General features: G+C 68.4%; 18 protein-coding genes. 7 read left to right on the plus strand and 11 right to left on the minus strand.

What is annotated here, in order from left to right; translation table 11 throughout:
• From TMO_RS07460 to TMO_RS07475, 4 genes are all read right to left on the minus strand, one after another.
• A complete protein-coding gene (locus tag TMO_RS07460) occupies positions 1-783 on the minus strand; it encodes a sulfite exporter TauE/SafE family protein (RefSeq protein ID WP_014745001.1) in 783 nt (260 codons plus the stop codon).
• A gap of 96 nt (positions 784-879) precedes the next feature.
• Positions 880-1,281: an ArsR/SmtB family transcription factor gene (locus TMO_RS07465; RefSeq protein ID WP_014745002.1), complete on the minus strand. Its 402-nt coding sequence runs from the start codon at positions 1,279-1,281 to the stop codon at positions 880-882.
• The gene (locus TMO_RS07470) at positions 1,278-1,946 is read right to left on the minus strand and encodes a peroxiredoxin (protein WP_014745003.1); all 669 of its coding nucleotides are present in this window, start codon (positions 1,944-1,946) and stop codon (positions 1,278-1,280) included. The genes TMO_RS07465 and TMO_RS07470 overlap by 4 nt, the downstream gene beginning before the upstream one ends.
• Before the next feature lie 107 nt (positions 1,947-2,053).
• Positions 2,054-2,521: an Lrp/AsnC family transcriptional regulator gene (locus TMO_RS07475; protein ID WP_014745004.1), complete on the minus strand. Its 468-nt coding sequence runs from the start codon at positions 2,519-2,521 to the stop codon at positions 2,054-2,056.
• Positions 2,522-2,636: 115 nt separating this feature from the next.
• On the opposite strand from TMO_RS07475, the gene TMO_RS07480 reads away from it, so the two are divergent.
• The 3 genes from TMO_RS07480 to TMO_RS07490 all read left to right on the plus strand — a co-directional run bounded on the left by TMO_RS07480 (position 2,637) and on the right by TMO_RS07490 (position 5,912).
• Complete coding sequence (locus TMO_RS07480; RefSeq protein WP_014745005.1) at positions 2,637-3,287, plus strand: LysE family translocator; 651 nt, start codon at positions 2,637-2,639, stop codon at positions 3,285-3,287.
• A 112-nt stretch (positions 3,288-3,399) separates the two neighbouring features.
• Complete coding sequence (locus TMO_RS07485) at positions 3,400-4,731, plus strand: HdeD family acid-resistance protein (RefSeq protein WP_014745006.1); 1,332 nt, start codon at positions 3,400-3,402, stop codon at positions 4,729-4,731.
• Positions 4,728-5,912 carry an MFS transporter gene (locus TMO_RS07490; protein WP_014745007.1) on the plus strand — a complete coding sequence of 395 codons (1,185 nt, stop codon included), beginning with the start codon at positions 4,728-4,730 and terminating at the stop codon, positions 5,910-5,912. Before TMO_RS07485 ends, TMO_RS07490 begins: the two co-directional genes overlap by 4 nt.
• Before the next feature lie 13 nt (positions 5,913-5,925).
• On the opposite strand, the gene TMO_RS07495 is transcribed toward TMO_RS07490, so the two are convergent.
• The 5 genes from TMO_RS07495 to TMO_RS07515 are packed head-to-tail and all read right to left on the minus strand — an operon-like array spanning position 5,926 to position 9,627.
• Positions 5,926-6,306: an ACT domain-containing protein gene (locus tag TMO_RS07495; RefSeq protein ID WP_014745008.1), complete on the minus strand. Its 381-nt coding sequence runs from the start codon at positions 6,304-6,306 to the stop codon at positions 5,926-5,928.
• Positions 6,307-6,336: 30 nt separating this feature from the next.
• Positions 6,337-6,921, minus strand: coding sequence for a peroxidase-related enzyme (locus TMO_RS07500; RefSeq protein ID WP_014745009.1), 585 nt, complete (start codon positions 6,919-6,921; stop codon positions 6,337-6,339).
• A 53-nt stretch (positions 6,922-6,974) separates the two neighbouring features.
• The gene (locus TMO_RS07505) at positions 6,975-7,967 is read right to left on the minus strand and encodes an MDR family oxidoreductase (protein ID WP_014745010.1); all 993 of its coding nucleotides are present in this window, start codon (positions 7,965-7,967) and stop codon (positions 6,975-6,977) included.
• 28 nt (positions 7,968-7,995) lie between these two features.
• Positions 7,996-8,676, minus strand: coding sequence for a TetR/AcrR family transcriptional regulator (locus tag TMO_RS07510; RefSeq protein ID WP_014745011.1), 681 nt, complete (start codon positions 8,674-8,676; stop codon positions 7,996-7,998).
• Between the two features lie 24 nt (positions 8,677-8,700).
• Complete coding sequence (locus TMO_RS07515) at positions 8,701-9,627, minus strand: LysR family transcriptional regulator (RefSeq protein ID WP_014745012.1); 927 nt, start codon at positions 9,625-9,627, stop codon at positions 8,701-8,703.
• Between the two features lie 90 nt (positions 9,628-9,717).
• On the opposite strand from TMO_RS07515, the gene TMO_RS07520 reads away from it, so the two are divergent.
• The 4 genes from TMO_RS07520 (at position 9,718) to TMO_RS07535 (ending at position 11,988) form a co-directional block, all read left to right on the plus strand.
• Positions 9,718-10,191, plus strand: a complete 474-nt coding sequence (locus tag TMO_RS07520) for an ester cyclase (protein WP_014745013.1) — start codon at positions 9,718-9,720, stop codon at positions 10,189-10,191.
• Positions 10,188-11,102, plus strand: a complete 915-nt coding sequence (locus TMO_RS07525; protein WP_014745014.1) for an alcohol dehydrogenase catalytic domain-containing protein — start codon at positions 10,188-10,190, stop codon at positions 11,100-11,102. The genes TMO_RS07520 and TMO_RS07525 overlap by 4 nt, the downstream gene beginning before the upstream one ends.
• A 107-nt stretch (positions 11,103-11,209) precedes the next feature.
• Positions 11,210-11,782, plus strand: a complete 573-nt coding sequence (locus TMO_RS07530; protein ID WP_014745015.1) for a DUF2975 domain-containing protein — start codon at positions 11,210-11,212, stop codon at positions 11,780-11,782.
• On the plus strand, positions 11,782-11,988 hold the full coding sequence (locus TMO_RS07535; RefSeq protein ID WP_014745016.1) for a helix-turn-helix domain-containing protein: 207 nt from the start codon (positions 11,782-11,784) through the stop codon (positions 11,986-11,988). Before TMO_RS07530 ends, TMO_RS07535 begins: the two co-directional genes overlap by 1 nt.
• An 11-nt stretch (positions 11,989-11,999) precedes the next feature.
• Here TMO_RS07535 and TMO_RS07540 read toward each other — a convergent pair whose 3' ends face one another.
• Both TMO_RS07540 and TMO_RS07545 read right to left on the minus strand, forming a co-directional pair.
• Positions 12,000-12,707 carry a glutathione S-transferase N-terminal domain-containing protein gene (locus TMO_RS07540; RefSeq protein ID WP_014745017.1) on the minus strand — a complete coding sequence of 236 codons (708 nt, stop codon included), beginning with the start codon at positions 12,705-12,707 and terminating at the stop codon, positions 12,000-12,002.
• Between the two features lie 135 nt (positions 12,708-12,842).
• Complete coding sequence (locus TMO_RS07545) at positions 12,843-14,123, minus strand: DUF763 domain-containing protein (RefSeq protein ID WP_014745018.1); 1,281 nt, start codon at positions 14,121-14,123, stop codon at positions 12,843-12,845.
• Positions 14,124-14,196: the final 73 nt, after the last annotated feature.

A 14,196-nucleotide genomic window follows, 5' to 3' on the forward strand; every position in this document is an offset into this window, starting at 1 on the left:
TCAGATGGCGAGGCCGAAAGCGGCAGCGTTGCGATAGAGCATGTAGAGGGCGACCACGAAGACGAGGCCCGCGAAGATGCGGTTCAGCACCGCCTTGCGGGTGGCCAGGCGGCAGGCGAGCTGCATACCGAGATAGCCGCCGGCCAGGCCGCCGACGATGTATTCGGCCGCGATCGGCCAGTCGACCAGGCCCGAGGCTGCGTAACTGGCGGCGGTGGTGAGGCCGAGCGCACCCACCGCCAACAGTGACGAGCCCACCGCATAGAGCATCGGCATGCCGGTCGAGAAGATCAGGCCGGGCACGATCAGAAAACCGCCGCCGATCCCGAAGAAGCCCGACAGCAGCCCGACACAGGCGGCGGCCAGGATGACCAGCGGCAGGCGCCGGGGTTCATGAGCGCCGCTTGCGCCACCGCCGCTGCCGCGGCGCAGCATCAGCACACCTACCGCCATCATCAACAGGGCGAAAAGGAACAGCAGACGCTGGCCGTCGACATCCTTGCCGATCCGCGACCCGATGGCGGCACCGCCGACACCGATGGCGGCAAACAACCCGGCATCGCGCCAGCGGACATTGCCGGCCCGGGCGTGACCGGCAAAATTGGCGAAGGCATTGAACGAGACCGCGAGCGCGCCGGTGCCGATCGCCGCATGGGGCGGCAGGCCCACGACATAGAGCAGCAGCGGCGTCGCCATGATCGAGCCGCCGCCGCCGATCAGGCCCAGCGTGAAGCCGACGAGACCGCCGGAGGCGACGGCGAGGATCGATTGCAGCACCATCATGGTCGGGTTCCCTTTCGCCCGCGTGGCGTAACCCGGATGGTCGCGGGGGCGCGGGTCTGCCCGGCGGCCGTTGTCTATGGCTTTGTCTTCAGCGCCTTACCGCTCCCCCACCACGGCGAAAGTCGCAGCCGGCGTCAGGCGTCGCGTGGGTGTGGCAGGTCTGGCAGGGGCGGTGGTCGCCGGAACCGCAGCCGGTATGGGGGCAGCTTCGGCGCCCCCGAAGCCCTGCCGCAGCAGGCCCAGAAGCTGCTCGGCATGGCCGGGCGTGACCCGGTAGAAGATCGTCCGGCCCTCGCGCCGCCCGGTGATCAGCCCGGCCTCGCGCAGCTCCCCCAGATACTGCGACAGGCTGGGCTGGCGGATGCCGAGGGCCTCCTCGATCCCGCCGACCGCGCATTCGCCCTCCATCAGAAAGAAGGCGACACGCAGCCGGGCCGGATGGGCCAGCACCCGCAGCCGGGCGGCGCCTTCGGTGACGGCTTCGGGATCCAGGCTCATCTGCGGTCTCCGGTCGGGCTGTCGGGCAGGGGGCCGGTGCGGAAATACCAGTCGGTTCCGGGGGCCTGGCGGTCGAAAAGGGTGTCGGGCGAGATGTCGACCGGCAGGATCACGTCGTCGCCGGGCATCCAGCCCTCGGGGGTGGCGACATCATGGGCGTCGGCGGCCCGGAGGGCGGCGACCAGGCGCAGCAGCTCCGCGACATTGCGGCCGGTGGTCATCGGATACCAGCTGATGGCGCGGATGATGCCCATCGGATCGATCACAAAGGCCGCACGCACCATCGAGGCATCGGGTGCGTTGGGGGCGATCATCCCATAGGCGCGGGCGATGGCCATCGACGGGTCTTCGACGATCGGGAACGGGATCTTCACCCCGAACTGGTCGTGGATGCTGCGGATCCAGGCGACATGCGAGAACAGGCTGTCGACCGACAGCGCCAGCAGATCGCAGTCCAGGGCCGCAAAGCGGTCGGCTGCCCGGGCGAAGGCGATGAATTCGCTGGTGCAGACGGGGGTGAAGTCGGCGGGGTGGGAGAACAGCAGCAGCCAGCGCCCCCGATAATCGGCGATCGCCCGGTCGCCCATGGTCGTCCGCGCCCGGAATTCGGGGGCGGGATCGTGAAGCAGGGGCGGCCCCTGGCGGATGATGGGCTGGTCGGTCATCCCGGCTCCTCGCAGCTCGGCATTTCATATTCTATGAAATGGCATATCGATAGAATATGAAAAGGCCAAGTATGAGTCCAGGCGGGATTTTTCCGGCCGGGGCCGGGTCAACGCAGGGGCAGGGCGACGCTCTGCTTCACCGTCTGGCTGGGGACATCGGTCTTGATGTTGCGCACGCCCTTCACCCGGCTGAGGTGGTTGGCCTGGAAGCGGCGGTAATCGTCCAGATCGGCGGCGACAACCCGCAGCAGGGCGTCGCAATCGCCCAGCATGATGTAGCATTCGACCACCTCGGGAAATTCGCGCACCGCGGCGATGAAGCGGTCGATGGTCTCGGCATCCTGCGCCTCCAGCCAGATCCGGGCGAAGAGCGACAGCGGCAGGCCGATCTTCGCCGGGTCGACCACGGCGGCGTAGCGACGGATGATGCCAGCCTCTTCCAGCAAGCGCACCCGGCGCAGACAGGGGGAGGGCGACAGCCCCACCTCGCGCGCCAGTTCCACATTCTGCATCCGGCCGTCGCGCTGCAGGGCACGGAGGATCCGCTTGTCGATCTCGTCCAGTTTTATCGGCATGTGACCGGCCTTCGGCGCAAAAGATTGGCATCTGATGCCAAGTATCGGGCGCTGGCTGGCATCTTCGCAACCCGATTGCCGGGCCGTGCGGCTATCGTCTGACGATGAACCTCCGGTGGTGGAGGCGGGGCAGGCGGGGGTGCGGATGGGCTGGGAATGGATGGCCTCGGTGGTGGTCTTCGCGATCGCGATGTCGGCGACGCCCGGACCGAACAACACCATGCTGACCGCATCGGGGGCCAATTGGGGCTTCCTGCGCAGCCTGCCGCATATGGCCGGGATCAGCCTGGGGGTGACCGTCATCCTGGCGGCCGTCGGCGCCTTCGGCTCGCCGCTGGTTGCCGCACCCGGGGTGCATGACGTGCTGAAATGGGCGGGCATCTGCTATCTGCTCTGGCTGGCCTGGAAGATCGCGACGGCCCGGCCCGCGCCGGAGGGCACGCCCGCAGGCAGCGGCGGGCGCAGCCGACCGCTCAATAGTCTGGAAGCTGCCGCCTTCCAGCTGGTGAACCCGAAATTCTGGGTGATCGCGGCCAGTGCCATGGTCACCTATGTGGGCGAGGGTGAAGGGGCGGGCGGCACGCTGTTGCCGGCGATCACCCTGGCTCTGGTCTTCGGCATCGTCACCTTTCCCTGCTCGGTGCTGTGGACGCTGGTCGGCGTGGGGGCCGGCCGGCTGCTGCGCACGGCCGGGGCACTTCGGACCTTCAACATCGTCATGGCGGCCCTGCTGGTCGCCTCGCTGATCCCGATCGTTCTGGACTAGGGCAGGTCCGGTCGACGGCGGTTTGCAGGACAGCAGGGCAGGATTGACGCCGGTCGCGGATCGTGGATGAAATCTGCAGTCTGAACCAAGCCGTCCGCTCTCCGGTGCCCCTTTGCTCAAGCTCGCCTTTCTCCTGATTGGTCCCGATGCATTCAGGGCGCGATGGTATGCGCTCGCCGGTGCCGGAGCCTTCCTGCTCGCCATCGCTGCCGCGTTGATGGCGGGCCTGTCTCCCACGCTGACCATTGCGACCTATCTGGCGCTTGGTCTCGCATTTCTGGGCTCGGGCCTGCTGATGGCGGTGGTGGCAGTCGCCTCGTCGGGGCCGCGCCGCTGGCTGGCGCTTGCCCGGCCGATGATGGCCATCCTGGCCGGACTGCTGATCCTGGGTACGGCCTTCGAAACCGGCTGGCTGTTGTCGACGGCCTTTGCGATCGCCTTCATCCTGGACGGGGCATTCCGCATCCTGATGACCCTGCTCACCCGCTTTACCGGCTGGGTGACCTCGATCGCCTGCGGCATCGCCGAACTGATCCTGGCGGTGATGATGCTGGCGGGCTGGCCGTTTTCCGGCGCGTGGAACGTGGCGTTCTGCATCGGCCTGTTCATCGGTCTGTCGGGCTGGCTGCTGATCCGGCTGGGCCTGCTGCTGCGCGGGCTGGAGGACGAGGCCGCGATCCTGCTGCTCCCGGTCTTCTCGGGGCGCGGCTGGTATGATCATGCCCCGGTGCTGATCGGCGAGGCGCCGCCACGCGGCCCCGACGACCCGCCGATCGTGGTGCGGATCTGGATGCCGGCGGGGCCGGAGCGGACCCGGGCGGGCCGGCCGGTGATCGATCGCTATCTGGGGGCGCAGGATGACGAGGGGGTGTTCTCGGGCGGCCATGCCTCTCTGGAGCTGGCGCCGGACCTATATATCAGCCATTGGCCTGCGTCCGATTTCGACCTGAACGGGCGGGGGCTGATGACCGTGTTCAGTTCGCGTGCGGACAATGACATGGCCGGAAGTTTTCAGCGCAGCTATGAGGAAGAGGCTGCCGACTGGCGACCGGCCGATCTCAGGATCGAAGTCCACCGTTTCAACCCGCGGCGGCTCAAGGCCTTCTGGGCCGGCTACAAGCAGGATGCCACCTACAATATCACCAACCGCAACTGTTCGGTTGTGGTGGCGGCCGGGCTGGATGCGGCGCTGGAAGGCGTGCTGGCCGGGCGTCACCCCTGGCTGCGCTTGCTGGGGCTGATGATCGACCCCGATCTCTGGGTGGCGGCGATGATCCGCACCCGGGCCTCTTCGATGACCTGGACGCCGGGGCTGGTGCTGGACTATGTCCGCATCCTGGTCCGGATCGTGGAGCGGCGGGATGTGTCCTGGGGGCGGCGGTTCCGCGGCTTTCTGGGGCGGGTCGATGGTGAGATCACCGACAGGGGAGCGCCGGCGGCATGACCGGAACCGAGGCGACCGCGACCGAAGACGGCGCAACCGAAGATGAGGGCGCTCCGCGAGGCAATCTTCTGTCGCGGGCGGCAGTCATCGCCACCGCGACCATGTTTGGCCTGACCTATTCACTCAGCGCGGCGCTGATCGCGCTCGACCTCGACCGGCGGGATCTGGACCCGGCCGCGATCGGGGCGAATGCGGCGATGCATGCGTTGGGCGTGCTGGCCATGGCCTTCCTGCTGCCGCGGGTGGTGCCGCGTCTCGGCATCCGTCGCATGGTTATCCTGTCGCTGGTGCTGGCGGCGGTGGTGCTGGTGCTGTTTCCGGCGACGCCGGTCTGGGTGTGGTTCGTGCTCCGCCTGCTGCTCGGAGCCTCGTCCGAAACCCTGTTCGTGCTCTCGGAAACCTGGACCAATGCGCTCGCCACCGAACGCAGCCGCGCGCAGGCCATGGCGATCTACACGGCAGCACTCTCGGTCGGTTTTGCGGCCGGCCCGGCCATCCTGGCGGCCATCGGCTCGGAAGGCGCGACCGCCTATGTCGTCGGTGCGGCGATCGCGGCCGGTGCGGCGCTGTTCGTCGCGGCCCCCAAAGTGACCGCGCCGGCCTTCGAGCACCCGGTGAAGAAAAGCCCGCTCTACTTCATGCGGCTCGCCCCGGTCGCGATCGCGGCGATCATGCTGAATGCGGCGCTCGAAACCTCGGGCCTGTCGTTCCTTGCCCTCTATGCCGGAAATCTGGGCTGGAGCGAGAGCGGCGCCACGGGGCTTATGTCGGTGATGATGGTGGGCGCCATCCTGCTGCAGCTGCCGATCGGCTGGATCGGCGACCGCATGGACCGGATGCTGCTGGTCCGGATTCTGGCGGTCGTCGCGGGGCTGGGCGCCCTGGTCTGGCCGCTGGCACTGGGCCACCAGATCGTGACCTGGGTGCTGCTGTTCGTCTGGGGCGGCGCCTTCGTCGGCGTCTACACCATCATGCTCGCCGTTGTCGGCAGCCGCTTCAAGGGCGGCGACCTGGTCGGCATCTATGCCGCCATGGGGCTGATGTGGGGCGTGGGCGCGCTGCTCGGGCCGGTGCTCGCCGGGGCGGCCATGGATGCCACCCGCCACGGCCTCGCCTTCTTCGCGGCGGCCGCCTGCTTCGCCTTCGTGGCGGCAAGCCTGATCAGGCCGCGGGTGGCCTGATCAGGAAGGGGGCTCACCCGATCCGGTGGCCGGCGGCGCTGAGCGCTGCAATCACCCGCTCCCTGTCGGCCGCCTGGACCAGCAGATAGTCGGTATCGAAGGTCGAGACCAGGAAGATACCGATCCCGTCGGCCGCCAGCGGCTGCAGAACCGCGACGGCGATGCCGGTCTCGTCGAAGGCGAAGGGGCCCTGGAATTTGAAGCAGGACCAGGCCCGGTCTGCCCTGACATCGCCGGGCACCCGCTCGGCCAGGCACACCACCGACAGCTCGTCGGCGGTGCGCGAGATCGAGACGAAACCCGGCCCGTCGGCCCAGCCTGGAATGGGGGCAAGGGGATCGAGCCGGGCGACGGCGTAGGTTCCGGACAGGGGGAGGAGGGTGATCCGTCTCATGTTCCGGAACCTCTGTGGGGTGGGTGATGGTCAGCGGCCGAGGGTGTAGAATTCGTCGTTCGGCCGCATGCGGGTGACATTGGCCATGCGGTTCGACAGGCCGAAGAAAGAGGCGATGCCGGCGATGTCCCAGGCATCTTCTTCGGTGAAGCCATGGGCGGCGAGGGTGGCGAAATCCGCTTCTTCCACCGCATAGGCCTCGAACGAGACCTTCATCGCGAAATCGAGCATGGCGCGCTGACGCTCGGTGATGTCGGCCTTGCGATAGTTGATCGCCACCTGATCCGCGATCAGCGGGTTCTTGGCCCGGATGCGCAGGATGGCGCCATGGGCGACGACGCAATACTGGCACTGATTGAGATTGCTGGTGGCGACCACGATCATCTCGCGCTCGGCCTTGGTCAGGTTGCCGGGCTTGTCCATCAGCGCGTCGTGATAGGCGAAGAAGGCGCGGAATTCATCCGGCCGGCGCGCCAGTACCACGAAGACATTGGGGATGAAGCCCGATTTCTCCTGCACCTTGAGCAGGCGGTCGCGGATGTCTTCGGGCATCTCGTCGAGCGAGGGCACCGGGAAGCGGCTGATCGGCAGGGTGGCGGGTGCGGTGTCGGTCATGGCGGGGCGTTTCCGTTGGGGAGGGATTCTTAAGCGGCGGGCGGAGGCGATTGTCAGCCGAGCTCCGGGTTCACAGGCACGACCACGCGGCCGCGGACCTTGCCTTCAAGAATGCGGGCGGCGGTGGGGATCACCTCGTCGAAGCCGATTTCGGTGGTCAGCTCGTCGAGAAGCGCCGGGTCGAGGTCGCGGCCGAGGCGCTGCCAGGCTTCCAGCCGGTCGGGCCTGGGGCACATCACACTGTCGACGCCGGCAAGCGTGACGCCGCGCAGGATGAAGGGGGCGACGGTCGCCGGCAGCGACATGCCGCCGGCCAGGCCGCAGGCGGCGACCGTGCCGCGATACTTCATCTGGGCGCAGATATTGGCGAGGGTCTGGCCGCCGACCACGTCGACCGCACCGGCCCAGCGCTCTTTCGCAAGCGGCTTGCCCGGCTCGGCAAAGGGCGCGCGGTCCATGATGTCGGCGGCGCCGAGCCGCGTCAGATAATCGGCCTCTTCGGGCCGGCCGGTCAGGGCCACGACCCTGTAGCCGAGCTTCGCCAGCACGGCGACGGCTACAGAGCCGACACCGCCCGCCGCACCGGTGACCAGCACCTCGCCCTTGTCGGGGGTGACGCCGTGACGCTCCAGCGCCAGCACGCAGAGCATGGCCGTGTAGCCGGCCGTGCCGATGGCGGCCGCCTGACGCAGGGTGAAGGGGCTGGCGAGCGGCACCAGCCAGTCGCCCTTCAGCCGGGCCTTGCCGGCAAGCCCGCCCCAATGCACCTCGCCCACGCCCCAGCCGTTCAGCACCACCCGGTCGCCGGGCTTCCAGTCGGCATGTTCCGAGCTTTCGACCACACCGGCCAGGTCGATGCCGGGCACCATGGGGAAGCTGCGCACCACCGGGCTCTTGCCGGTGATGGCGAGGCCGTCCTTGTAGTTCAGCGTCGACCAGCCGACCTTGACCGTGACATCGCCGGCGGGCAGCCGGTCGTCGTCGAGATCGGTCTGCCGGGCATGGTAGCCGCTGTCGTCCTTGTCGATCAGGATCGCCTTGAACATCGGGGAGAGGCTCCGTTCGGGTGATGGGTCAGATGGATGACGTGGCCGGCACCGGCGGCGGCGCATGGCCGAGCAGGGCGAAGAAGCCGGCGGCGAACAGCCGGAGCGGCGCCGGGTCGCGGTCGAGCTTGGTGCGTAGCACCGCCCCTTCCCAGCCGATCCAGAAGAAGGCGGCCAGGCGATCGCAGTCATGGGCCGGGTCGATTTCGCCGGCGGCCTGTGCCGCCCGCAGGCAGGCGGCGGTGCGGGCCTGCCAATCCTGGAACACCGCGGCGATCTGCGCGCGGAAGCCTTCGGGCAAGGTGCCCATCTCCTGGCCCAGATTGCCGACCAGGCAGCCGCGCCGCCAGCCATGGCGGGCCATGCCCGCTTCGGCATCGGCGATGAAGCGGCCAAGCCGGGTCATCGGCGTCAGGCTGCCGTCCAGGAACCAGCGGTCGAGCTTGCGGGCGAAATAGGCGGCATAGGCGCCGATCAGCGCGGCGCCGAAGGCCTCTTTGCCGTCGAAGTAATGGTAGAAGGATCCCTTCGGGATGCCGGCCGATTTCAGGATCTCGTCCAGCCCGACGGCCGAGAAGCCCTTCTCGGTCAGGATGGCGACGCCCGAGCGCACCAGCCGGTCCCGCGCATCGACCAGCCCGGCCTTGGGCGGGCGGCCCCGGCGGCGGGCAGGCATGGCGGGGGCGGCAGAGATGGTGGCATCGGTCATGCGGTGAATTTAGACCGATCGTCTCTAAAATAACAAGACCTCATCCTGCGCCGGCTCGGCGGCGACCTCGATCACCTGCTGCCGCAGCCAGCGCTGTGCCGGGTGATCGTCGGTGCGCCGATGCCAGAGCAGATGAAAGGGGATCGCCGGCAGGGCCAGCGGGGGCGCAGACACGGCCAGATCCGGCCGCGCGCCCGCGACCACGCCGGCCATCAGCGTGGCCACCAGGTCGGTTTCGGCGATGATGGCTGGGGCTGCATACATCTGCGGCAGCATCAGGCCGACCCGGCGGCGGAGGCCCTGCGCCTGAAGCGCCTGGTCCACCACTCCGAAGCCGTCGCCTTCGGGGGAGACCAGCAGGTGGCGGGCGTCGAGGAAGGAAGGGAGATCGGCAAGGGCCGCCTCTGCCGGCCCGCCTTTGCGGGCGATGCAGACGAAAGCTTCGGTGAACAGCGGCGCTGACAGGATGCGCGCTTCCGGGCCCGGCGGCACGCCGACGGCAAGATCGGCCACCGCCTCGTCCAGCAGGCGGATCGCATCTTCGCGCCCCTGAAAGCCCAGCACCTGCAGGTCGATCCCAGGCGCCGCCGCCGCGAGGCGCCGCCCCAGTCCCGGCAACAGGCGATGGGCCGGATGCTCCGACAGCGCGAGCGTCACTCTGGTGGTGGCGGCGCTCGGGTCGAAAGCCGGCCTGTGGTTCAGGGCAGCGTCCACCGCTTCCAGGATCTGCCCGAAGGGGCGGGCAAGGTCCAGTGCGCGCGGGGTGGGGGCGAGCCCTTTGGGGCTGCGCACGAACAGCTCGTCGCCGGTGGCGCGGCGCAGTCGGGCGAGCGCCGCGCTCATCGCTGGCTGGGTCAGCCCGATCCGCCGGGCAGCCCGGGTGACGTTGCGTTCCGCCATCAGCGCCTGAAAGGCGGCGATCAGATTGAGGTCGAAACCGTTGTGATCCACCAGATCTATGTCCTCATATAATCTGCATCGATTTCAATGATGACACAGGCTGTCCCACCTTCTCCATCGTCACCCGATGATGGAGGCATCATGCCCACGGATATCGCCCGCATTCCCCCGACCGAAGCGCCGGATCTTTCCCCTGGCCGGCGCCTTGCACTGGAGCATCTCTATGGTGGATTCGGCACGGACGACGTCGATCTGGTCGATCTTGCGCTGACGGCGGACTGGCAGGACATTCCGTCCATGCCCGGCCAGGCCGCCGGGCCCGCCGGCATCAAGCCGATCTTCCGCCTGTTCCGGCAGGCCTTTCCCGATCTGACGGTCGAGATTGTCGAGGTGCTGACCGGCCCCGACCGGGCGGCCGTGCGCCTGATGGCGACCGGCACCCATCTGGGACCGCTGTTCGGCGTGCCGGCCAGCGGCCGGCGGGTCAGTCTGGCCATCCATGAATTCCACCGTTTCGAGGGCGAGCGCATCGCCGTCACCCACCATATGGAAGATCTGTTCGGCCTGTTCCGTCAGATCGGCGCCTGGCCCGCCATGGAAGGAGCAGCGGCATGACCCGGAGCCTGATCCTCACCCGCATGGGTGCCACGCCTGAGCCTGCTCTTGCGGAGCTGCCGTTGCGGGAGCCGGGGCCGGGAGAGCTCCGTATTGCCATAGATGCGGCGGCGTTGAACCCGCTGGATGCCAAGCTCGCCCGGGGCCATCTGGCCGACTGGTTTCCGATCGTGCTGCCCTGGGTGCCGGGCACGGATTTTGCCGGCCGGGTGGTGGCCGTCGGCGCCGGCGTGACGGGATTTGTCCCGGGGGACGAGGTTTTCGGGCGCAGTGATCCCGTTGCCGGCGGCGCCTTCGGGCCCGCGATCACCCTGCCGGCCGGCTTCGTGGCGCGGCGCCCGGCGGGGATCGATGCCGCAACCGCGGCGGCCCTGGTCACACCGGCAGCCATTGCCCTGCAGGCGCTGGACGAGGTGGCCGGCGCCGATGGCCCGCTGGTGATCCTGGGCAGTGGTGCGGTGGGTACGGCGCTGGTGCAGATCGCCCGCCGCGGGCGTGCCGTGACGCTCAGCGGCCGCCATGCCGCCCGGCTCGCGGTGCATGGGGTGCAGGTGCTTGCGGCAGAGGGGGCCGACCTCGCCGCCGCGATCGCCGGAGCCGGGGTGGTGATCGACACCGTCGGCGGACCGCGTCAGCGGCAGGTGCTGGCCTGTCTGCGCCCCGGTGCCCGTTTCCTGGCCATCGCCGAGCCGCTGCCCGAAGATGCGGCGGTACCTGCGGGCGTCAAGGCCGGTTTCGCGGCTCTGGCAGGTGGCGGCGGTCAGCTCGATCGGATCGCCGGACTGGCGGCCGATGGCGTGCTGGTTCCCGAGATTGCAAGCCGGTTCGGGATCGGGGATGCGGTGGCCGTGTTCGGCGCCTGGACTGCTGGGCGTCTTCCGGCCCGTCAGGTGATGGTGCGGGAGGGCTGATCGGCAGGTATAAATCGGAATTGGCGGCAAAATTTTTCTGTAAAACAGAAAATTTTTGCCGCAACATGCGGGCATCGATGGATGGCACAGCCGAGAGGTGAAGGATCATGCGCCTGCCCGCCACCAATCAGACGCCCGATGACGATGGCAAGGGCCGGGAGGACGGGGCCCTCTGCCGCCGCAGCCGTCGCCTGGCGCATCTCTGCGCCGCCTTTGCCGTGGCCCTGCCGGTTGGTGTGGTCGTGAGCTGTGCGGCGGGACAGGTGCCGGATCTTCCAGGCCTGTCGAAGACGATCGACCTTGCGGCGCTGGTCTGGTGGCAGGTCGGCATTGTTCTGGCCGGCATGCTGGCGCCGGTGCTGCCGGTCAGCCTGGCCCTGCTGGTGGCGCGGCGCTGCTTTCTGGCGGTCGGCCGGGGAGCCATCTTCACCTTGGAGACGGTGGCCGCCCTTCGGCGGATCGCCGGTCTGGTGACGCTTGGCGGGATTGCGGGGCTGATCGCACCGACGGTGGTGGTGCTGGGGGCGACCGTTCTGGCCGCCCCCGGCCAGCGCCAGCTGGCAATCAGCATCAGCAGCGGGCCGCTGCTGACCCTGGTGCTGGGGGCCGTGGTCTATCTGATCGCCGACATCATGCATCGGGCAGCACGCATGGCGGAAGACCATGCGCAGATCGTCTGATGGCGATCGTCGTGCGTCTGGATGTGATGCTGGCCCGCCGCAAGATGAGTTCCCGGGATCTGGCGGCGCAGATCGGCATCACCGAGGCCAATCTCTCGCTGTTGAAGCGCGGCCATGTGAAGGGCATCCGCTTCGAGACGCTGGAGAAGATCTGCGAGGCGCTCGCCTGCCAGCCGGGGGATCTTCTTGAGTATGAAGCACCCTGATGACGGGTCGGTCAGGCCGGCCGCTTCGGGATGTCGAGACCCCGCTGCACCGCCGGGCGAGCAAGGCCGCGCTCCAGCCAGGCCGGAACATTGATCAGCTTTTCGAAATGAACCAGATCGCCCGCGCCGTAGAAGCCGATCAGGTTGCGCACCCAGCCGAGCAGCGAGATGTCGGCGATGGTGTAGTCGTCGCCCATGATCCAGTCGCGGCCGTCGAGCCGGGATTCGAGCACGCCGAGCAGGCGCTCGCTTTCGGCGCGGTAGCGCTCCAGCGGGCGTTTGTCCTCGATCTCGCGGCCGGCGAATTTGTGGAAGAAACCGAGCTGGCCGAACATCGGCCCGACCGCCGCCATCTGGAAGAACACCCACTGGATGGTTTCGATCCGGGCGACCGGGTCGGCGGGCAGGAAGCTGCCGGTCTTTTCCGCCAGATAGAGCAGGATGGCGCCGGATTCGAACAGGCCGACCGGCCGGCCGTCGGGGCCGGCGGGATCGATGATCGCCGGGATCTTGCCGTTCGGATTGAGCGACAGGAATTCAGGCGTCCAGGTCTCGTTCTTCATGATGTCGATCAGATGTGCCTCGTAAGGCAGGCCGGTCTCTTCCAGCATGATCGACACCTTCACGCCATTGGGCGTGGCCAGGGAATAGAGCTGGATACGGTCCGGATGGGTGGCGGGCCAGCTGCGGGTGATCGGGAAGACGGAGAGATCGGCCATCGGGGCGTCCTTCAACAGGTCGGAACGGACAGGTGGTTGGAACGGACAGGTGGTTGGAACGCACAGGCAGGGGCAGTCATCCTAGGCGGAGCATCGGGGACTGTCTGTCCTGCCTCATGGAAACGCACCGTTCTTTCAGCCGCCCGCCCTGCCTGTGCGGGATGTCCTTTCCGCCGGCGCCGGTTCATCGCCGAAAACGCTCCGGCCGCCATAGTCGTGGGAGCGGCGGCGTTCGCGGGCGATGAAGGCATCCAGCGACGGGCCGCCGGCGGTCTGCTCCAGCCGCCGTGCCTGTGCGTCCAGGCGGCGGATGGCGTCGAGCTTCTCGTCATTGCCGAGGGATGCGGCTTCGACCGCCGATTTCATCACCTGAATGGTCCGGTCATAGACCAGCACGGGCACCGGGAAAGGCTGCCGGTCCTTGCCGCCATGGGCGAGCGAGAAACGGGCCGGGTCGTCGAAGCGGCAGGGCGCGCCGTGGACCAACTCGGCGACCATGGCGAGCGAGCGCACCGTCCGGGCGCCGACGCCCGGGACCATCAGTAGTTCGGCGAAATCCCGGGGGCCCGCCTCGGCGGCAGCGGCAAGCGCACCATGCAGGCGGCGCAGGATCACGTCTCCTGGCCGGACCTCGTGACGATCGGGCATCACCAGATGCGGCAGGTCCGGCTGGGCTGTGGCGGGTGGGGGCGGGGCGGGCGCGGGCGTGGGAGTAAGGGCCGCGGCTTCCCGGACGATGCCGTCGGGCCCCAGATCCCGCAGCAGATCCAGCTGTCCGATGCGCGAGGCGGCGGCGCGGCGGTCGGTGAGATTGACGATCCGGCCCTGATTGCGGCCGTCGATCGCGGCATGCGGGGTTTCGACGAAACTCTTCAGATCTTCCGACAGCCAGTGATAGCGGCGGGCGAGGCGGGTGCCGTCGTTCATGCCCTGCTGCACCACCACCCAGCGCCCGTCATCGGCGACGATGAAGCCGTGAAGATAGAGGTCGAACCCGTCCTGCACGGCGGCGCTGTCGACCTTGGCGATCATCCGGCTGGTCCACGCCAGCGCATTGCCGTCGAGGCCGGTGCGGTTGCCGACGGCCAGGAGTTCATCCGGTGTGGCACGGGAATGGCGGCCGCGGCCGCCGCAGACATGCAGGCCAAGCTCTGCCGACAGTGGCGTCAGCCCGCGCTTCAGCGCCCCCAGCACCGAGGTGGTGATGCCCGAGGAATGCCAGTCCATGCCCATGACTGCGCCGAAGGACTGGAACCAGAAGGGATGGGCCAGGCGGCGGAGGAACTCGTCACGGCCGTAATGCAGGATGATCGCCTGCGTGATCACCGTGCCGAGCTTCGTCATCCGCTGGCCCAGCCAGGCGGGTACCCGGCCGCCATGAAGCGGCAGGTCGGCACTGCCGGCGCGTCTGGACATCAGCGGCTGCTCCGGAACGAAAGGGAAACACTCCTATCCTAACCAGCCGAAACCCGCTCTGGCAAGCAGGTGA

Source organism: Tistrella mobilis KA081020-065, assembly GCF_000264455.2.
GTDB classification, from domain to species: Bacteria; Pseudomonadota; Alphaproteobacteria; order Tistrellales; family Tistrellaceae; genus Tistrella; species Tistrella mobilis.